Origin of the sequence: Nitrospira japonica (assembly GCF_900169565.1) — a bacterium.
Lineage (GTDB): Bacteria > Nitrospirota > Nitrospiria > Nitrospirales > Nitrospiraceae > Nitrospira_C > Nitrospira_C japonica_A.
This window is the reverse complement of the sequence record NZ_LT828648.1, coordinates 2,266,727-2,285,454: the sequence shown is the minus strand read 5'-3', so window position 1 is coordinate 2,285,454 and position 18,728 is coordinate 2,266,727. Positions and strand designations below refer to the sequence as shown.

Genomic DNA, 18,728 nt, shown 5'->3' with positions numbered 1-18,728 from the left:
GGGAAACGGCGTAGTCGGCCCATCCGGACCTCGGTGCAGACATCGGGGTCCGGACCTCCGGACAATGATTCATCTCTTGAGATTCACATCGAATCATTGTCGATCGTGAAGCCGCGCTCCCCTCCTCCACTCATTGATCAACCCCTCTCCTCTGGGATACTCTGAAGACCACAAGTGTGGCCGAGGCCGCTTCGCACATCGAGCACCCAGGACATGGCGAGACGATTCGAACAGGTCAAGCGGGCAGGGCTGCAGAATCATGATACACAGAGAGGACAAAGGAGCTCACTCGATGCGATTGGCGCTCGTCTTTCTATGTTTTGCGATCCTTCCAGGTTGTCTCAACATCACCAATGAGCTACAGCCCAGTAATCCCGAGGTGAAAGGCGTCCTGCAAGGAGAGGATTGCACACCTATTGTCCTCGGTATGGCACTCGGGACAAACACCATTGAGAATGCGAAGAGAGACGGAAGGCTCTTGGGAGATGCGGGAACATTTCGCGAGCGCATTCATCTCAATGATCGGACGGCCATCAGCCGAATACGCACGATTCAGATAACCGATTTCTACATCTTGCTGATCGGGTCCAGCTGCCTTCAAGTCATCGGCGAACCGTGACCCTCTTCTCGACAACAAGTCCGAAGGTCCCCACGGCCGGAGCATGGAGCGCATCGCCGACCACGCCACCGACCGCGACGAGAGATGCGCCGCATGGCTTGAGCGGAGCGGGATAGCGGACACTCTCCTTCTGCCGTATAATCCGTCCACTCGAACCCCCACTTGCTTCTCACCTCGAAGAGACTCGTCATGAAGCTTCCGCGCAAACAAGCCGCCGTGGTCCGCGATGCCATCGAGCGATGGAAACGGGACGGCATCATTCCCGAGTCGCAAGCTGCGACGCTCACCGGCACCATCGAAGTCCAATACTTCGACTGGCGGAAACTCGCGAAGTATTCGTTCTGGATTGCGCTGTTTTCCATTATCACGTCGGTAAGCGCCGCGCTGTCCGACCGTATGCTGCAAGAGTTGTTCGAGATCCTCTTCAACGCCCCCGCCATGCTCAAGTGCGCCTGCCTGGCTCTCGCCGCCACCGCACTCTACCGGCTGGGTCTCGCAAAGCGGCTCCAGGATCCGGAAAAGGTCTATCGCAACGAGGCGATTTTCTTTCTCGGCGTGTTGGCGACGGCCGGAGCCGTCACCCAACTCGGCGTGGCATTCGACACGGGCAGCGGGCACTATTCCCTTCTGCTGCTGCTCTCGTTCATTCTCTACGCCGTCCTGGGGGTGATGCTTGAATCGAATCTGATTTGGGTGTTTGGGCTGGCCGCGCTCGGCGGCTGGATGGGAACGGAAACCGGCTATATGTCCGGCTGGGGAGCCTACTACCTGGGCATGAACTATCCGTTGCGTTTCGTCCTATTCGGCGGCCTGCTGACCGGTTGCGCGCTGGCATCGGAACGCCATCCGATCGCATCGAGGTTCTATCGGAGCACGCTCGTGATGGGCCTGTTATATCTCTTCATCGCCCTGTGGATTCTGTCTATTTTTGGCAACCACGGCGACATGGCCTCCTGGGAACGAGTGAAACAGATCGAATTGTTCCATTGGTCGATCCTGTTTGGGGCCGTGGCCGGCTGGGCGGTCTATTACGGCCTGCGACACGACGACGACGTCACCAAAGGTTTCGGCCTGACGTTCCTCGGCATCAACCTCTATACACGCTATTTCGAATTCTTCTGGGACGGCTTGCACAAAGCTCTCTTCTTTGCGCTCCTGGCCGCCAGCTTCTGGTACATCGGCAGCAAAGCGGAAACGATATGGAATCTTGGGAAAGAGGATCGGTCGGACCAGGCAAAGGCCTGAAGCATTTCTACGAAGAGCTGGGTTTCCGCATGCCTTGTAGTACAATGCCGCCATGCCAGACCGGCGAATCAGGTTTCTGATCTCAGCTGTGCTCTCCACCGCTCTTCTCAGCTGCGAGTCCACCGATCGCATGGTCGCCGCCACGGAGCAGGCGCTCGCCAGCCGCACCGGAAGAACCGTCCTCGAAGTCGTCCAGAGCAAAGATCCTTCCAAGGCCGTCCAGCGGCGCCTCGACCAATACGCCCAAGATCCCGATCGGCTGCTCAGCGACCTGCGAGCGGCGCAACACGATTTCCAGACGCTATACAAGGCGCTCAACGGAAAGGTGGCGGAGAAATGGGGGCCGAAGGAAGTGAAGCTTCCGGAAAAGAAAAAGTACGTGAAGTACACGCAAAGCTACAAGAGTCGCGCCATCGTGGATTTCGACAAGGCGGAAATCACCGTGGAAACGCTGGACGCGGGGGACGCGCGCAGGAGTCTCAACCGGGCGATTACGGCCGCCTTGTTGACTCCGCAGGATCCGAGAACGGTCGATCTGTTTTCGGACAAGGAGACTCCGGTCACCGGCGAGGAGGAGCCTTACCTGCTCGGGCTTGTGTTGGATCAGCAAAATAAACCCGTACGAACGCCCGAGGCGGCCGAGTCCTTTGCAAACTATCTGGTCGAGAAGAAAGCCGCCACCAGAACGATCGACCAAAACGGCACCAGCAAGCAGGCCACCTACGTCACGATGAAGATGGTGGCCAATCTCTCCCAGAAGCAGGCTGAAAAGTACCGGCCCTACGTCATGCGGTTCGCCGAACACTATACGATGAGTCCGAGTCTCGTCCTGGCGATCATGCGGACGGAGAGCAATTTCAATCCCTACGCCGTCAGCCCGGTTCCGGCCTACGGCCTGATGCAGCTGGTGCCGACCAGCGGTGGACGCGAGGCCTACCGGCGCGCCAAAGGGCAGGATGTCACTCCCACGCGTGACTACCTCTTCGATCCAGAGCACAACGTCGAACTCGGGACGGCCTTTTTGAACGTCCTGATGTTCAGCCAGCTGGACGACGTGGCCAATCAGGTATCGCGCGAGTACTGCGTGATCGCCGCCTACAATACCGGCGCCGGAAATGTGTTCAAAACCTTCTCCAAGAATCGGACGACTGCCTTGCAGCAAATCAACGACCTCCAGCCGGCCGCCCTCTACGACAGATTGCGGAGCAAGCTCCCCTACCAAGAAACCAGAAACTACCTGGAGAAAGTCACGACCTATCGAAAAGGGTTTGTGATCTCGTCGAACGCATCAAGCTGATCGGGACCGAAAACCAGAATCCGCCATACACTTCGGCACCCAGCCACTCCCGATGAAGACAGAGCACACGGCTGGGATAGAGGGCGACTCCTCTCTGACACCTCGGTCGTGAGGCCCGATGACGTTCGGTGACCGGGCCTCACAAGCCGCCGCCGGTTACATTTTTACGTGCTTGTTCAGAATCTCGGAGTTCTGAATGTCGGGATTGTCCTTGCCCAGCTCTTTCGCCTTTTTGAAGTGCTCGCTCGCTCCCTTGTGGTCGCCCGTCTTGTCCAACACCAACGCGACATTATAGTGGGCTTCCGCCGATTGCGGATCGTCCTGGACGGCCGCCGTGAAATGCTTCTTGGCCTCGTCCATATGTCCCTTCTCGTAATGCATGATCCCTTCGGTAATATGGGTTTCGGCCTTGGAGCCGGCGCCGGCCTTGAGAGGTGCCGCCGCATGCCCATGGCCCATGTCGGCATAGGCCGCCGTTACGCCCAGGAACACCGTGCAGAGTATCGCCGCCAATCCTCGTCGCAGCATCATGAGAAACCTCCTTGGGGTGAGAATGAAATGTGAGTGCTCTTTTTACCTACGGAGCGTGCGCCATTTTGGATGGGTGGAGTGCCAAGTCCCTTCGCGGACGTTCCGACACGCGTGCGTCAACGGAATTGACCTTTACGGATCGGACACGTACTCTCTCCCACGCACGATCTATCATCATAACAAAGGCCGGATCGATGATTGAAATTTATGCGGACGGAGCCTGCAGCGGAAATCCCGGCCCCGGCGGTTGGGGCGTACTGTTGCGCGTCAATGAGATCGAGACGGAGCTGTGCGGCGGGGAGCCGGCGACGACGAACAATCGCATGGAGCTGCTCGCGGTGATCCATGCCCTGCAATCCTTTCCCGAACCGATGGAGGCGCACGTCTATACCGACTCACAGTATGTGCAGAAGGGTATCAGCGAGTGGATCCACAGTTGGAAACGGCGCGGGTGGAAAACGGCCGGCAGGGATCCGGTGAAGAACGAAGACCTCTGGCGACGTCTCGACGCGCTGGCCGCCCGCCATGTTCTCGAATGGCATTGGGTCAAGGGTCATGCCGGCCACCCGGAGAACGAACGGGCGGACGCGCTGGCCAGGGCAGGCCTGGAACAGGCGCGGCGCACCGGCCATCGATCCGGCAGCGCGGCGGACTCACCGCCATACGACCGGTTGTTCTAAACGTCTCCCCCCTGCGACCGTTTTTCTTCCAGTTCGGCCCAGCGGGCGTAGAGTCGTTCGACGTCGACCTGCGCCGCATGAAGCGCAGCAAATCTCTCTTGCAGTTGCCCGGCGGACGAGGCGATCGTCGGATCGTTGGCCGCCGTTTCGCACACCGACACCGTGCGCTCCGCTTCGAGAATCACGGCTTCCATTTTCTCCCATTCCTGGCGCTCGCGGTAGGACAACCCCTTTCGTTTCTGAGAGCCGGACGGTGCGGCCGCCACGGCTTCGGACACCTCCGATCGAGGCTTGACCTCCCTCTCCTGCGCCCGTTCCCGCCGCAGTTGGCCGGATTCCCACTGCGCGTAATCGGCAAACCAGTCGGCGCGCCCCGAACCGTCCAGCGCCAGCAATCTGGTCGACACACGATCCAACAGCCAGCGGTCGTGCGTCACCAGAATGAGAGCCCCGGCAAACTCCAGCAGACTGTCTTCCAGCACGTCGAGCGTCGGAATGTCCAGGTCGTTCGTCGGCTCGTCAAGGATCAGCAAATCGGCTGGCTCCAGCATCAACCGGGCAATGAGCAGGCGAGCCTGTTCGCCTCCGGAGAGGCGCGAGACCGGCAGATCGAGTTGCTCCGGCCTGAAGAGGAACCGCTTGGCCCAGGAAATCACGTGAACCGACCGGTCCTGATAGACAACCGCGTCGCCCGCCGGCGCCAGCGCGCGCCTCAGCGTGTCGTCCTGGTCCAATGAGTCCCGGTGCTGCTCGAACGCGACGACTCGAAGACGGTCCGCCCGGATAAGGGTCCCTCGATCCGGCTCCAACGTACCGGCCAACATGCGCAAGAGCGTCGTTTTGCCGCTTCCATTTGGACCGAGCAGTCCGATGCGTTCTCCCGGTCCGAGCAGCAAATCCAAATCCGACACGATCGGCCGGCCGCCCAACGACTTGCCGATGCCTGAGGCCGCAAGCAGCTGTTTGGATTTTCGTCCGGACGAGGAGAAATCGATCGCCGCCGAGGCCTGCTGTCGGCGGTCTTCGAGGGTTTCCAGTTCCTCGATCATGCGGCCGGCCGCATCCACTCGGGACTTGGCTTTCGTCGTCCTCGCTTTCGGTCCGCGCCTGAGCCATTCCACCTCGCGCCGGACGCGATTGGCCAGCGAGGCCTGATACTCGGCCTGCGAGTGCAGGATGGCGTCGCGCTGCTCCAGAAAATCACTGTACCGTCCTTGCGCTTCGAAGAGGCCGCCCGGATAGACGCGGTTGAGTTCCCAGATCCGCGAGGCGATGGACTCCAAAAAGCGACGGTCATGGCTGACGACGAGGCAGGCATGGGCCTCGTCCCGGAGCACGGCCTCCAGCCAAAGAATCCCTTCGAGGTCGAGATGGTTGGTCGGCTCGTCCATCAACAAGACGTCCGGCTCCGTGAGCAGGGCCCGTGCGATCGCCAGCCGCTTTTTCCATCCTCCTGACAGTTCCGCAACCGGCTGATCGGCGCGCGCAAACCGTCCGAGACCGACGGCCCTGGCGATGCGATCGCTCTGTTCGTGAGGATCCAGCCCCTCCGCGATCAACGCCGCCGTCAAGGTCTCCTCCACCGTATGTCCATCGGGAAACGACGGCTCCTGAGCGACATATCCGATGCGGGTGTGGCGGCGCAGAGACCGCGATCCTTCATCCGGCTCTTCCAATCCGGCCAGAATCTTGAGGAGGGTGGACTTACCGGAGCCGTTGGGACCGATCAAGCCGACGCGATCGCCGTCGTTGAGCGTGAGCGACAAGTCGGAGAAGAGCGCTTTGACGCCGTACTGTTTGCCGAGGGATTCGCAGCTGAGGAGCAGAGTCGGCGGCATGGTCGGTTCTTGGTGTCAGGCGTGATGGGTTCGCCGGGCGGACGAACCGTCCGCCCGGCCGAGGCAATGAGGTATCAGCTGGCAGGTGACCCGGTCACTTCTTCGTACGCCCGCAGCACGTCGGAAATCGACAGGACTCCGATGATCGTCCGGTCGGCCGTGACGGCGAGATGTCGGATCTTTTCCTGTTTCATCAAGCCGAGGGCTTCCGAAATCGGCTCGGTCTCCTCGATCGACACGACCGGCTTGCTCATGCAGGCCAGAACCGCCGTGGTATTGGGATCGAGGCCCTTGGCGACCGCTTTGCGGCTCAGGTCGGAATCCGTCACGATCCCGATGTACCGCGAGCCGTCGTCCACGATGAGGGAACCGACTTTGTATTTTTGCAGCAACCGACCCGCTTCCTTGATGGTGGCGGCCCGGTGAATACTGTGGACCTCGTGGGACATATAGTCCTCCACGGTCCGCTTGCCCATCGCCTGGCCGTTGGCGCCCGGCTGTCGTTTGGCCTGCAGCCGGTAGCGCATTTCCAAATCGGACAAGCAGCTTTCGAGCACCTGCCGGCGCTGCTGCAAGCTTTCCCGTTCGACGTCGTGCGTCCCATTTTCCTGGGCCTCTTCGGGCAAATTTGCCGCTTCGCCGCTCTTCGCATAGAAGTAGGCTTCCACTTCGTCGGACGCCTGGCCGTAGACCTGGCTGATCAGTTCTTCGGCGGCCTCGTCAAAGTCCTCCAGCGGCATGGAGGGCCGTTTGCGGGACAAGAACATTTGAAACGTTCCCAGCTGCTTGCGAAACCGCGCCAGATACCGCTCCAGAATGTCCGCCCGTTGCAACCCGGTCCTGCTACGTCGTGGCATAGTCTCTTCGTCTCCAGTGTTGGGCCAGCAGGATACCCCATCGGACCGGCACGCTCAAGGGGACCTGCCGGCAGTGTCGATCAGCTGCCGCCGCGCTTCCCCTGCATCTCCTTGTCGTAAAATTCCAACATCTGCGAGATGTCCTCCTTGCTCATGCCGCGCTCGATCCAGCGGTGCCCTTCATTGCGCAGGAGTTCCTCGGCCACTTGCGGAGACAGGTCCCGTACCAGCGGCAGAAACTTCGTGTAAAAGCTCTTGGCCACTTCGTAAAAGCCCTGCCAGTGGACATAGTCGGGTGCCATCTTCGACAACCCGTGCCGGGCCCTGCGTCCCTCGTGGTGCCACAGCTCGTAGAAGACCCATTCGATCTTTTCGTCGTACGGCGTAGGCGTGATCTTCTTCATGGCCGTCAGCTTGTCCATTGCCTCCTTCGCCGGCTTGCCGAACTTGTCATTGTACAAGTTGATGCCTTGATCCATCGAAATAAAGAACCGCTCCACGATCTGTTCGCTGTGACACGAGGCGCAGACCTGCCTCATGGCCTTCCGCCGGTCTTCGAAATTCTCGAGCCTCGTCGAGACGACCGGCCGCAGGGTCCAACTGATCCGGTCCCCCACGTCGTGCGTCACCTCTTGCGATCCTGTCGCGCCCATATGGCAGGTGGCGCAGGTCGGATAGAGATAATTTTTCCCCGGCCGCCACTTCTCCGCCGGCTCGGCGAGCTTCATTTTTTCCTTGTTTGCCTCATAGAGCACCCCGTGCTTGCTCTCGTAGTAGGCCTCGATCTGCGGATGATCCGGCCCCATGTGGCACCGGCCGCAGCTTTCCGGCTGCCTGGCTTGCGCGACCGAAAAGCTGTGCCTCGCATGGCAGGCCGAGCACGTCCCCTTGGAGCCGTCCGGGTTCACCCGGCCGATCCCGCTGTTGGGCCAGGTGGCCGGATGCAGCTTGCCTTTGTCGAGGACCTTCACCACGCTTCCGTGGCAGCCGGCGCATCCGGTGGTGACGACCTCCGGACCTTCGACGACGTTGCCCAGGAAATTGTCGAGCGACCCGGTGAACTGCGCCGCCTTGGCGTGGTGAGACTTGCCGAATTCTTTCGCTTCACGATCGTGACAGCGCATGCAGTCCTTCGGCGTCACCAGCGTCGAGATGAGAAATCCTTCGTGGTCATAGGCGTCGGCGTCGCCGTGTTCGGCCCGGTGACACTCCACGCACCCGATCCCCTTCGGCGCGTGGCGGCTGACCTTCCAGTCGTTGATGACGCCGACGCCCACGTCCTTCGCCGTATGGCAATCGATGCACTTCTTGTTGTCCGCCGACACGAAAGGCCTGATGCCGCCGCCGCGACGTTCCTCGACCTGGACGTATCCGACGCCTGTCAGGGCCAGAAAGAGCACGAGACACAATCCTCCGATCATGTATCGCGTAAAATTCCTTCTGCCGTCGCTCGCATGCTCGGATGCGCCGGAATCCTCGCCTGACACCGTCACGGGCTCGTCCATGTGCGTCCTTCTGCCTCCTGTGTTCCTGTCGTTAACCTTGCAAGTCCAGATACATCAGCACCACCATCGCTCCGACCGCCGCCGCGGCCACCGCCCCGTTGATGAACGTCATGGGCCATCCGCGCGCGGCCAGCACGCGATCGACGAACGGATAGGCCACGAAGAGTCCCGCGCCGGCCATCAGGCTCCAGAGGGCCAGCGGACCAGGCAGCAACGAGATCCACATGAACGGCGCCGAGAAATACCAGGGAGGCGAGACGTCGGAGGCCACCTCCTGAAAATTGGCCGGCGGGCCGAGCGTCGGCGGAAAGATCATGACCAGGTCCACCATGAACAGGAGAAATCCCACCGCGACGGCACCCATCTTCATCGTGTGTTCGGGATAGAACGGATGGAACGCCCGGCTTCCCGCCACCGTCGTAAAGCCGAGCAGACGCACCGTCACCACGTGTCCGAGCGCCAATCCTCCGAGCAGCACGGGCAGGAGTTTGGTATGCAGGTCGTACAGCCGCAGGAGCGTCACCCCCGACACCTCCTCGCCGCCCCGCAGCAGATGCAGCAGGGGTCGTCCGGCGACCGGCAGCGTTCCGACCATGTTGGTCACGACCGTCATGCCCCAATAGGACACGTTGTCGTAGACCAGCGAATATCCGGTGAATCCCATCGCCAGCGTGACGAACAACACGATCGAACCGCTCACCCACTTCAGCTCGCCGCCGCCCTGATAGGCCCTGGTCATGAACACCCGGATGACATGGAACAACAGGAACAGGATCATGAGATCCACGGATATCTTGTGGAGCCCGCGGACGAACCAGCCCAGATAGATCTCGTGGGTGATCTGATCGACGCTCTCGTAGGCTTGATCGGAAGCCGGCACGTAGTAGAACGTCAGCAACAGGCCGGTGGTCACCAAAATCCCGAACAGCGTCAGGGGAATGGCGCCCAGGGTGTAGGGCCACCATTCCAGGTGTTCCGGCAGGTCCTTTTGGATGTAGTCCACCCAGGACTTATCCGTACCGACGTCATTTTTTTCGGTCTTTACCGTGTCGACGGCCATTGACTACCCCTGATGGAAGAAATGTTGAACCATCACGATCCAATACTCTTCGCATTACGTGCTCTGAATGTTGACGTACAGCTGATCGCCGCGTTTGACGACGTCGAGCCGGTCCAGCGGCCGCGGAGGCGGCCCGCTGATGTTGAGCCCCGTCTTGTCGAACGTGCCCTGATGACACGGACAGATGAATTGTTCCCGTTCCCGATTCCACGACACGAGACAACCCAGATCGGTACAGCGCCTGGAAAAGGCGGCGACCCCGCCTTCCGTCCGCAGCACCAGAATCTTTTGGCCTCCGAGATCCATGGGAACCGCTTCACCCAGCGGGATACGGGACTCCGATCCGATCAGCACGGTCTCCGGCTGCCGTGGCGCTCCGTTCGGCAGCAGAAACTGGACAAATCGAAAACCGAGGGTGCCCATGCCGAACAGCATCCCGAATCCCATCACCGCCTGGCTGAGAAACCGTCGGCGCCCGACGTCGTCGTGAATGATCGCCATGGTTATCCCGTATAACCTTTCTCTCCATGTTGATGGAGATCCAATCCCATCGTCTCCGCCTCGTCGCCCGCTCGCGGATCCACGAACCACATGAGCCCCTTCAACAACAGCCAACTCCCGCCCCCGGCCAACGCCCAGGCGGCGCAGACCGCGACGACCTGGACGAAGAATTGATAGGGATAGCCGAAGAATAGCCCGTCGTTCCCGGCGGCATTGACCTCGGTCGAAGCGAACAGACCGGTGGCGATCATTCCCCAGGTTCCCGCGACCCCGTGCATCCCGAAGACGTCCAGCGAGTCGTCGTAGCCCAGAATGAGCTTCACGTAGTTCACCACCATGTAGCAGAGGCTCCCCGCCCCGAGGCCGATCACCAACGCAGACGCCGGACTGACATACGCGGCGGCGGGCGACACCGCCACCAATCCGGCCACGGCTCCGCTTACCGCTCCCAGGGCCGTGGGTTTGTCGCGCTGGAGCCATTCGGCCGCAGCCCAGGAAAGCGCCGCCGTCACCGCCGAGAGGTGAATCGCCACGAACGCACCCGTCACCGTGGTCATCGGCGCAGATACCGCCGCTCCGGTAAAGCCGAACCAGCCGACCCACATGAGCCCGGCGCCGCAGAAGGACAGGGGCAGGTGATTGGGCATCATGTCGATCCGCCCATAGCCCCTGCGCGGCCCGACCACCAGGGCCAGCACGAGCGCGCTGACGCCCGCGCTGATGTGGATGACGGCCCCGCCGGCGAAGTCCAGGCATCCCAGGGACGCCAGCCAGCCGTTGCCCCAGATCCACCATGCCAGGGGTACATAGACCGCTCCGATCCAACAGAGTCCGAAGAGGAGAAAAAATGAAAAGCGGAGCCGCTCGACGATGCCGCCGGCAACCAACGCCAACGCAATCGCCGCCATGATCCCGTGATAGGCCGACCACAGCGGACCGATCGCGGCTTGGCCGATCGACGATTCCATGTCCCGCCCCAATCCCGTGAGGTTGGTCACGAGCCCCCATGCGATCGAGGCGAGCGCGAGGGCGGCGAACGGCAACGCCATGGTATTCATCACGTTCTTCTTTCGCACCATCCCGCCGTAGAACAGGGCGATGCCGGTGACGGTCAGAACCAGCAGCGTCGCCGAGGCTAGCAGCCACAGGGTGTGCACGGTCGACTCCATCACAGGGCTTCCCCGGCCAGCGACACTTGATACTCGCGGGGCGCGATCAGTTTGAGCACGATCTCATGCGACCGGCTGAGATGATCGACGGCGAGCAGCGCTTGCGCCCAGCCGAAATCAGGCATCGCGCAGAGGGCATCGAGCGTTTGCGGCCCCTTCTCACGCAATATGTCCTTGAGACGCGTTTCACAGATCGTCGCCTCGACTCTATCTTCCCGAATGATGCTCATGGCTCCTCCTTTCCGACAATGGATCGCATGAGGCTCAAAAAGGACCTTCGCAAGGCCGCAGGTGGGTTGGCCTTTTCCAACCTCATGAATAGGCCCGTTCATTGTGTTGACTGATATCCAACCCCATGCGCTCCTCATCCGGTTGCATGCGCAGCCCGACGAGACGGTCCGCCATCTTCAGCGCAGCCCACGTGCCGAACGCGGAGTACACACCCACGACCGCCACCGTCAGCGTCTGTGCCGCAAAGAACGCGACGTTTCCGAAGACCAGCCCGTCGGCCCCGGCAGGATTCACGGCCTTGGAGGCGACCAGACCCGTCAAAAGCACGCCGACGACGCCCGACACGCCGTGAATGCCCACGACGTCCAGCGAGTCGTCATAGCCCCACCGCCCTTTTTTCATGATCGCGAGGTAGGAAAGGCTGCCGGCGGCGAGGCCCATCAGCAGGGCCGACAACGGGCTCACATAGCCGGCCCCGGGTGTGACCATCGCCAACCCGGCAATGGCCCCGCTCGCCAGGCCCAGCACGGTCGGCGTGCCGCGGTGCCACCATTCGACCGCCGTCCACGTCAGCGCCCCTGTCACCGCCGCCGTATGGGTCGCCACAAACGCCACCACGGCCGTTTCATTGGCCCCCAAGGCGCTCCCGGCGTTGAATCCGAACCAGCCGAACCACAGGAGACCGGTCCCCAGCAGCACCAATGGCAGGTTGTGCGGCGCCATATAATCCGTCCCGTATCCGTGACGGGCTCCCAGCACCAGCGCGCAGACCAGCGCGCTGATTCCGGAACTGACATGCACCACCGCGCCGCCGGCGAAGTCCAACGCGCCCAATTGCGCCAGCCACCCCCCTCCCCACAGCCAATGGGCAACCGGACAATAGACGCCCAGGGACCACAGCACGGAGAAGAGCATGACCGAGCTGAACTTCATCCGCTCGGCAAACGCGCCGGTGATCAGCGCCGGGGTGATGGCCGCAAACATGAGTTGAAAGATCATGAACGCTTGGTGCGGAACCGTAGGACCGTACACGGCGTGCGGCGTCAGCCCCACCCCGGCCAGACCGATCCATTCGAGCCCGCCGATTACCCCGCTCACGTCCGGGCCGAAGGCCAGACTGTATCCGACGGTCACCCACAGGAGGCTGACTACGCAGAGAATGGCGAAGCTCTGCATGATGGTGCCCAATACGTTTTTGCTGCGGACCAATCCGCCGTAAAACAGTGCCAGACCCGGCACGATCATCGTCAGAACCAACGCGGCGGACAGGAGCACCCACGCTGTATCCGCTCCGCTGATCAATGACGCTTGAGGCGCAGATTGTGCCCAAGCCCAACCGGGCAATATTCCCGGCGCCGCCCCTACGACCACCGCCCCACTTATCGCCGCACGTCGTTCGATCATGATCGCCATCAACCGCTCCTTTTTTCCGCCGCGCCCTCGCCCGCCCGATATCCGCTTCGACGTCTCCGCCTCGCTCCAGGGTCCACAAACACACAAGGCGCCGCCATTCCACTGAAGAGAACGACGGACGCCTTTGTCCGCATGTTGTCCGCTGCGGAGGGGGAACGGAAGACTGCGTTGTCTTCGTCCCGGTTCGCCGGCAGCCGACGCCGTGTGCTGACGTACTGTTCAATTCGACATCCGGTTCGTCTCCTTAGATGAAACCCCGCGGCCAACTCCTTAAAACGTTTTGTACTCCAGCCACTTGCCGTTCAAGGTGATCTTGCAGCGTGCCTCCCCTTGACTGCCGGTCACCTTTTCCATGTCGAGCGTGAAATCGATCGCGCTCATGATGCCGTCGCCGAACATCTCGTTGGCCTGCTCCCGCATCGAATCGCCGTAGACGCCGATGATTTCCATCAGGCGGTATTTGAACGGATCGCTCGAATTCGGGAAATCCGTGCGCACGGGGAATTTGCTCAACGAGGCGGTCAGATCCGCATCGAGCCCCAACAACTCTCCGACTTTTTTCCCCTCATCGGCCGGCAGCTTGTGATTCCCCTGCAGCACCGCCGCGACGAACGTGGGGTTCCTTCCGATGTCCTTCGCAATATCGGCAATCGTGAGTTTCTTGGCCAGTCGCCTGGCCTTAATCGCCTTCCGTACGGATTCCTTGTCCATGTTGGCGCCCCCTCCTTGAGTGAAGTGATGACCCGCTGTTTGCTCCACCGATTCAACCGGCCGAAACTGTTGCCTCATCGAAGTTCACGACGACGGGATCTCCAGACTCCGCCTGGTGCCCCGTCCCGTAGTGACCTCCGTGCTTCGCATGACGAACCAGAAAATGGATGATGTGGTTCCTGATCTTGTAATAGTGCGGATGGTCGATGACGGTTTCCCTCGACCGCGGCCGCGCGATCGACACGTGCACCATCTCCGCGATCCGCGCCTCCGGCCCGTTCGTCATCAGGAGAATCCGGTCCGACAAGAGAATGGCCTCGTCCACGTCATGCGTGACCATGAAGACGGTGTTCCTCGAGGTGTTCCACATTTGAATCAATTCCTCTTGAATCACGCCGCGCGTCAACGCGTCGATTTGAGCGAACGGCTCGTCCAACAGCAGCACTTTCGGTTCGATCGAGAACGCGCGCGCCAGTCCAACCCGTTGCTTCATACCGCCCGAGAGCGCGGCCGGCCGCTTGTTCTCGGCGCCCTTGAGCCCGACCAGGGCGATATATCTCGTGACATGCGCCGACACTTGCGCGGCCGTCCACTCGGGATAGGCCGACCGCACCGCGAGGGCGATATTCTCGAACACGGTCATCCATGGCATGAGCGCAAAGTTCTGAAACACGACCATGCGGTCCAGACCGGGCCCGGAGGCCTCTCTCCCGTTGAGAATGACGCCGCCTTCGGACGGCGTTTCCAGCCCGGCGATGATGTTGAGCAGCGTGCTTTTGCCGCAGCCCGAGTGCCCGATCACCGTGACGAACTCGCCCTTGTCGATCTTGATCGTCGCATCCCTGAAGATGCAGACTTGCCCCGCGCCCGACGGATTGGGGAAAAACTTGCTGACGTGATCGATTTGTAAGAAAGCCATGGGTTACTCCTGATACGTGACGAGGCCCGCCAATTTATTGAACCCGGAGTCCAGCACGACGCCGACGACGCCGACCACGAGAATGGCGAAGATGACGCCGGCAATGTCGAGATTGTTCCACTCGATCCAGCTCAGGTACCCGACGCCGAGCTCTCCCAGCAGCATTTCGGCGGGCACCACGGCCACCAGCGCGCTTCCGAACGAGATGCGCAGGCCGTTGACGATGGTGGGCGCGGCGCCCGGCAAAATCACCTTGAACAAGCGCTTGAACCACGAGAGCTGGACGATCGACGCGACGTGCAGGTATTCCTTTTTCAACGAACTGACGCCGAACGCGGTCGTCGCGAGCGTGGGCCACACGGCCGCCATGAACACGACCAGCATCGCCGTCCACTTTGGATCCTTGACCGTGTAGAGCAGCAGCGGCATCCAGGCCAGCGGCGAGATCGGCTTCAGAATTTGGATGAACGGATTCGCCGCGCGGTAGAGGACCTTGTTCAGCCCGAGGACGACGCCCAACAGGATCGCGATCACGGATGCCGCCAGAAATCCCGCCCCGAAGCGCGATACCGTATACAGCACCAGGTAGCCGATGCCGTGATCGTTCGTTCCTTTTTTCACGAAGGCTTCGGCCAGCTCCGTACGGGCCTTTTCCACGACCGCCAAGGGTCCGGGAATCCCCTTCACTTTCTCTTTTTCAGGATTCCACACATAGGCACCTTCCGGCGTCCGTACGATGTCCCCGTTGAACTCCATGAGTTGGAGCTGCTCCTCCGTCAATCCGATAGGGTCGAACGTCGGGCGCAGCGTGAAGAAGTGCCAAGCCAGGAGAAACATCACCAGCACGAAGACCGAGATGAACCACGGGTTGCCCGCCGCCCGGCCTCCCGACGTACCGCCTTTGACGTGGACGCTGCGGACGGCCGACATGCCGGCTCTTTTCAACGACTCCCCCACACGGTGCGTCAGCGACCGGACCATGATCCGGGGGGGCTCCCCGGTCCGGCCTGCCGGAGAAGCCGTTTCTGACACCATTGCGTCGTTCGTGGATTCCATAGCGGCTCCTTATGCCATGCTGTGAATGGTGAATCCCTTGACGTATGCCTCGGCCTTGTTCGGATCGAACTCTTTCCCCATGATGACGTGAGTCATCGAGGTGGCTTGGTGGGCCGGATACCCGAGTTCCCTGGCGATCCGGTCGCAGTCCGCCGCGCGATAGACCTGCTCGGCAACCGCCTTGTAGTTGACGTCCCCCTTCACGTGTCCCCAGCGTTTCATCTGCGTAAGAATCCAGATCGCCATCGAATGCCAGGGATAGGGATCGAAATCGATGCGATGCGGATCCTTCTTGATGCTTCCCAGCCCGTCCGCGTACGTGCCGGTCAGAACTTGCTCCAGCACCGTGACGGGTTGATTCAGGTAATTGGTCGGAGCGATCGCCGCCGCGATCTCCTTCCGATGCGCGGGATCGGACGCATAGTGCGTGGCGTCGATGATCGCCCGCCACATCGCAAGAAACGTATTGGGATGCGCCGTCGCATAGTCTTTCTTCACCGTGAAGGCGCAACAGGGATGCCGGTCCCAAATCTCGCGTGACAGCTTGTAGAGGAAGCCGACGTTCTCGTAGACCGCCCGTTGATTGAACGGATCGGGTCCCAGATAGCCGTCGACGTTGCCGGCCTTGAGGTTGGCCACCATTTCGGGCGGCGGGACGACCCGGATTTGCACGTCCTTGTCGGGATGGATGCCGCCTTCCGCCAGGTAGTACCTCAGCAGGTAATTGTGCATCGAATAGTCGAACGGCACGCAAAACCGGAAACCCTTCATCTCGGCGGCGGACTTCACGCCCTTGTGCTTCACGTGGAGTGTGATCGCTTGCCCGTTGATGTTTTCGATGGCGGGCATGTAGATGGGTGTCGGCACCGAGCCGGCCCCCAGCGTGATGGCCAGCGGCATCGGCGTGAGCATGTGCGCCGCGTCGACCTCCTCGTTCACCGTCCAATCGCGGATCATCGCCCAGCCGGCGGCCCGCTTCACCGACGCGTTCAGGCCGTGCTTCTTGTAGAACCCCAACGGCTCCGCCATGATGATCGGCGTGCCGCAGGTGATCGGAATGAAGCCGATGCTCACGTCGGTTTTTTCAGGCTTGCCGACCGGATCCGCGGCGAATGCCTTGAGGCTCCCCAGGGGAAACAGCTCGGCGATCAGCGCCGTCAGGGCTGCCGCCCCCAACCCCGCAAGGACTTGACGGCGCGTGGGATCGGCCGCATTCAACACCGCGGCGGCGACGGACCGCTCGAGCGTGCGATCGAAATATTCGTCGGGCGACAGCGCGTCCGGCGCCGGGCTGAGCACTCGCGGTGGCGTTGGTTCGTTCATGGTCTGCTCCTTTTCCAATTCGTTGGGTACAAGCGCTTCAAACACAAAAGGCGTCCTCCCCCTCATCGGGGAAGGACGCCTTTGTCCAAGAGCGACGAGTCTCCGCCGACCCGTCTAATGCTGTCTTGATGCAGTCACCGAAGCCGCGGAGGAGACCTTCCTGGAAGACTCCTCGGCCGGCCGAAAAACTAAAAGGCGCCCGCCATCCTTTGCAGAATGACGGACGCCTTTGTCCGTGTGCCTTATGTCAGCGACCGCAAACGCCCTTGTTTACGATCGACTGGGTAGTATGTGTATCACGACTATCGGAACGGCGTCAAGCCTATCGTCCGACGGCGCTTTACACGTCATAGTACAGGAAGAACTCATACGGATGCGGCCGCAACCGCATCGGATCCACCTCTTTGGTCCGCTTGTAGTTGATCCACGCCTCGATCACATCCTCGGTGAACACGCCGCCCTTGAGCATGAACTTATGGTCTTTCTCCAGATTGTTCAGCGCTTCGTCCAGGCTTCCGGGCATGGTGCGGATTTTCGCCGCTTCCTTCGCCTCGAGGTCGTAGAGATCCTTTTCGGCCGGTTCGCCGGGATTGATCTTGTTCTCGATGCCGTCCAGCCCGGCCATAAGCATGGCGGCGAAGGCCAGATAGGGATTGCAGCCGGGATCCGGGAACCGGACTTCGATCCGCTTGGCCTTCGGGCTCGGCGAATACATCGGGATACGAATGCCCGCGGAACGGTTGCGGCTGGAATAGGCCAGCAGCACCGGCGCTTCGAATCCCGGCGTCAGACGCTTGTACGAATTGGTGGTCGGATTCGTAATGGCGGCCAAGGCTGGAGCGTGCTTCAGGATGCCGCCGATGTAATACAGACACATTTGCGACACCCCGGCGTAATCCTTGCCGGCGAACAACGGCTTGCCGTCCTTCCAGATGCTTTGATGCGTGTGCATGCCGGAGCCGTTGTCTCCGAAAATCGGCTTGGGCATGAAGGTCACCGTCTTGCCGTGACGGCGCGCCACGTTCTTGACGATGTACTTGTACATCATCATCTTGTCGGCCATCTTGAGCAGCGAATCGAACCGCACGTCGATTTCGGCCTGACCGGCGGTCGCGACTTCGTGGTGGTGTTTTTCCACCGCGATGCCCACCTTCTCCATCTCCATGATCATCTCGGTCCGGATGTCCTGCTGGGTATCGGTCGGCGCAACGGGGAAATACCCCTCCTTGTGGCGGATCTTGGCGCCCAGGTTGACGCCATCCTGCCCCATGTTCCAGACACCCTCTTCGGAGTCGATGAAGTAATAGCCGCTGTGTCCGGTCTGGTCATAGCGCGCATGATCGAAGATGAAGAACTCCGCCTCGGGTCCCCAGAAGGAGATGTCCCCGATCTTCGTGCTCTGCAGATACTTCTCGGCCTTCTGGGCAATGTAGCGGGGATCGCGTTCGTAATTTTCCCGCGAGATGGGGTCGATGACGTTGCCGGTGAGGCTCAAGGTCGGCACCGCGGTGAACGGATCCATGCATGCGGTCGAGGGATCCGGCACCACCAGCATGTCGCTGTTGTTGATGGCTCTCCATCCGCGGATGGACGACCCGTCCAGCCCTGAACCGTCTTTGAACAGGTCTTCCGTCAACTCGCTGGCCGGAATCGTGAAATGCTGCCACGTGCCGATCAAGTCGACAAATTTGAGGTCCACCACCTGGACCTTGTTTTTTTTGGCAAACTCCAACACCTCGCGAACGTTCATTCCCTCCTCCTTTCAAACATTCT

General features: G+C 61.0%; 18 protein-coding genes. 4 read left to right on the top strand and 14 right to left on the bottom strand.

Going from position 1 to position 18,728, the window contains the following annotated elements; genetic code table 11:
• Window positions 1-292: 292 nt before the first annotated feature.
• The 3 genes from NSJP_RS11050 to NSJP_RS11040 all read left to right on the top strand — a co-directional run bounded on the left by NSJP_RS11050 (window position 293) and on the right by NSJP_RS11040 (window position 3,161).
• Window positions 293-619 carry a hypothetical protein gene (locus NSJP_RS11050; RefSeq protein ID WP_080886954.1) on the top strand — a complete coding sequence of 109 codons (327 nt, stop codon included), beginning with the start codon at window positions 293-295 and terminating at the stop codon, window positions 617-619.
• A gap of 189 nt (window positions 620-808) precedes the next feature.
• Window positions 809-1,864, top strand: a complete 1,056-nt coding sequence (locus tag NSJP_RS11045; protein WP_080886953.1) for a DUF2157 domain-containing protein — start codon at window positions 809-811, stop codon at window positions 1,862-1,864.
• 52 nt (window positions 1,865-1,916) lie between these two features.
• Window positions 1,917-3,161, top strand: coding sequence for a murein transglycosylase domain-containing protein (locus NSJP_RS11040; RefSeq protein WP_080886952.1), 1,245 nt, complete (start codon window positions 1,917-1,919; stop codon window positions 3,159-3,161).
• A 156-nt stretch (window positions 3,162-3,317) separates the two neighbouring features.
• On the opposite strand, the gene NSJP_RS11035 is transcribed toward NSJP_RS11040, so the two are convergent.
• Window positions 3,318-3,692: a tetratricopeptide repeat protein gene (locus NSJP_RS11035; RefSeq protein WP_080886951.1), complete on the bottom strand. Its 375-nt coding sequence runs from the start codon at window positions 3,690-3,692 to the stop codon at window positions 3,318-3,320.
• Window positions 3,693-3,886: 194 nt separating this feature from the next.
• Here NSJP_RS11035 and rnhA point away from each other — a divergent pair, with 194 nt between their 5' ends.
• The gene (rnhA, locus tag NSJP_RS11030) at window positions 3,887-4,372 is read left to right on the top strand and encodes a ribonuclease HI (RefSeq protein WP_080886950.1); all 486 of its coding nucleotides are present in this window, start codon (window positions 3,887-3,889) and stop codon (window positions 4,370-4,372) included.
• Here the strand turns inward: rnhA and NSJP_RS11025 are convergent.
• From NSJP_RS11025 to glnA, 13 genes are all read right to left on the bottom strand, one after another.
• Window positions 4,369-6,210, bottom strand: a complete 1,842-nt coding sequence (locus tag NSJP_RS11025) for an ABC-F family ATP-binding cassette domain-containing protein (RefSeq protein ID WP_080886949.1) — start codon at window positions 6,208-6,210, stop codon at window positions 4,369-4,371. The two genes, rnhA and NSJP_RS11025, sit on opposite strands and share 4 nt — an antisense overlap.
• Window positions 6,211-6,284: 74 nt before the next feature.
• Complete coding sequence (locus tag NSJP_RS11020; protein ID WP_080886948.1) at window positions 6,285-7,067, bottom strand: CBS domain-containing protein; 783 nt, start codon at window positions 7,065-7,067, stop codon at window positions 6,285-6,287.
• Window positions 7,068-7,147: 80 nt separating this feature from the next.
• The gene (locus tag NSJP_RS11015; RefSeq protein WP_080886947.1) at window positions 7,148-8,572 is read right to left on the bottom strand and encodes a multiheme c-type cytochrome; all 1,425 of its coding nucleotides are present in this window, start codon (window positions 8,570-8,572) and stop codon (window positions 7,148-7,150) included.
• 31 nt (window positions 8,573-8,603) lie between these two features.
• Window positions 8,604-9,632 (bottom strand): cytochrome b, encoded by a 1,029-nt coding sequence (locus NSJP_RS11010; RefSeq protein WP_080886946.1) that lies wholly within the window; start codon window positions 9,630-9,632, stop codon window positions 8,604-8,606.
• A gap of 54 nt (window positions 9,633-9,686) precedes the next feature.
• Entirely contained in the window at window positions 9,687-10,133 is a 447-nt protein-coding gene (locus NSJP_RS11005; RefSeq protein ID WP_080886945.1) for a QcrA and Rieske domain-containing protein, read from the bottom strand.
• A gap of 2 nt (window positions 10,134-10,135) precedes the next feature.
• A complete protein-coding gene (locus tag NSJP_RS11000; RefSeq protein ID WP_080886944.1) occupies window positions 10,136-11,302 on the bottom strand; it encodes an ammonium transporter in 1,167 nt (388 codons plus the stop codon).
• Window positions 11,302-11,532 (bottom strand): hypothetical protein, encoded by a 231-nt coding sequence (locus NSJP_RS10995; RefSeq protein WP_080886943.1) that lies wholly within the window; start codon window positions 11,530-11,532, stop codon window positions 11,302-11,304. Before NSJP_RS10995 ends, NSJP_RS11000 begins: the two co-directional genes overlap by 1 nt.
• Before the next feature lie 82 nt (window positions 11,533-11,614).
• Window positions 11,615-12,835 carry an ammonium transporter gene (locus NSJP_RS10990; RefSeq protein ID WP_080888569.1) on the bottom strand — a complete coding sequence of 407 codons (1,221 nt, stop codon included), beginning with the start codon at window positions 12,833-12,835 and terminating at the stop codon, window positions 11,615-11,617.
• A gap of 381 nt (window positions 12,836-13,216) precedes the next feature.
• Entirely contained in the window at window positions 13,217-13,657 is a 441-nt protein-coding gene (gene cynS, locus NSJP_RS10985; RefSeq protein WP_080886942.1) for a cyanase, read from the bottom strand.
• 52 nt (window positions 13,658-13,709) lie between these two features.
• On the bottom strand, window positions 13,710-14,576 hold the full coding sequence (locus NSJP_RS10980) for an ABC transporter ATP-binding protein (RefSeq protein ID WP_080886941.1): 867 nt from the start codon (window positions 14,574-14,576) through the stop codon (window positions 13,710-13,712).
• Window positions 14,577-14,579: 3 nt separating this feature from the next.
• On the bottom strand, window positions 14,580-15,632 hold the full coding sequence (locus tag NSJP_RS10975; protein WP_197685403.1) for an ABC transporter permease: 1,053 nt from the start codon (window positions 15,630-15,632) through the stop codon (window positions 14,580-14,582).
• A gap of 9 nt (window positions 15,633-15,641) precedes the next feature.
• Window positions 15,642-16,955: a CmpA/NrtA family ABC transporter substrate-binding protein gene (locus NSJP_RS10970; RefSeq protein WP_197685402.1), complete on the bottom strand. Its 1,314-nt coding sequence runs from the start codon at window positions 16,953-16,955 to the stop codon at window positions 15,642-15,644.
• Between the two features lie 340 nt (window positions 16,956-17,295).
• Entirely contained in the window at window positions 17,296-18,705 is a 1,410-nt protein-coding gene (gene glnA, locus NSJP_RS10965) for a type I glutamate--ammonia ligase (RefSeq protein WP_080886939.1), read from the bottom strand.
• Window positions 18,706-18,728: the final 23 nt, after the last annotated feature.

Bases quoted from the DNA above. Each gene is read 5' to 3' on its own strand.
- NSJP_RS11050 (WP_080886954.1), top strand. From the start codon at position 293: ATGCGATTGGCGCTCGTCTTTCTATGTTTTGCGATCCTTCCAGGTTGT.
- NSJP_RS11045 (WP_080886953.1), top strand. From the start codon at position 809: ATGAAGCTTCCGCGCAAACAAGCCGCCGTGGTCCGCGATGCCATCGAG.
- NSJP_RS11040 (WP_080886952.1), top strand. From the start codon at position 1,917: ATGCCAGACCGGCGAATCAGGTTTCTGATCTCAGCTGTGCTCTCCACC.
- NSJP_RS11035 (WP_080886951.1), bottom strand. From the start codon at position 3,692: ATGATGCTGCGACGAGGATTGGCGGCGATACTCTGCACGGTGTTCCTG.
- rnhA (WP_080886950.1), top strand. From the start codon at position 3,887: ATGATTGAAATTTATGCGGACGGAGCCTGCAGCGGAAATCCCGGCCCC.
- NSJP_RS11025 (WP_080886949.1), bottom strand. From the start codon at position 6,210: ATGCCGCCGACTCTGCTCCTCAGCTGCGAATCCCTCGGCAAACAGTAC.
- NSJP_RS11020 (WP_080886948.1), bottom strand. From the start codon at position 7,067: ATGCCACGACGTAGCAGGACCGGGTTGCAACGGGCGGACATTCTGGAG.
- NSJP_RS11015 (WP_080886947.1), bottom strand. From the start codon at position 8,572: ATGGACGAGCCCGTGACGGTGTCAGGCGAGGATTCCGGCGCATCCGAG.
- NSJP_RS11010 (WP_080886946.1), bottom strand. From the start codon at position 9,632: ATGGCCGTCGACACGGTAAAGACCGAAAAAAATGACGTCGGTACGGAT.
- NSJP_RS11005 (WP_080886945.1), bottom strand. From the start codon at position 10,133: ATGGCGATCATTCACGACGACGTCGGGCGCCGACGGTTTCTCAGCCAG.
- NSJP_RS11000 (WP_080886944.1), bottom strand. From the start codon at position 11,302: ATGGAGTCGACCGTGCACACCCTGTGGCTGCTAGCCTCGGCGACGCTG.
- NSJP_RS10995 (WP_080886943.1), bottom strand. From the start codon at position 11,532: ATGAGCATCATTCGGGAAGATAGAGTCGAGGCGACGATCTGTGAAACG.
- cynS (WP_080886942.1), bottom strand. From the start codon at position 13,657: ATGGACAAGGAATCCGTACGGAAGGCGATTAAGGCCAGGCGACTGGCC.
- NSJP_RS10980 (WP_080886941.1), bottom strand. From the start codon at position 14,576: ATGGCTTTCTTACAAATCGATCACGTCAGCAAGTTTTTCCCCAATCCG.
- NSJP_RS10975 (WP_197685403.1), bottom strand. From the start codon at position 15,632: ATGGAATCCACGAACGACGCAATGGTGTCAGAAACGGCTTCTCCGGCA.
- NSJP_RS10970 (WP_197685402.1), bottom strand. From the start codon at position 16,955: ATGAACGAACCAACGCCACCGCGAGTGCTCAGCCCGGCGCCGGACGCG.
- glnA (WP_080886939.1), bottom strand. From the start codon at position 18,705: ATGAACGTTCGCGAGGTGTTGGAGTTTGCCAAAAAAAACAAGGTCCAG.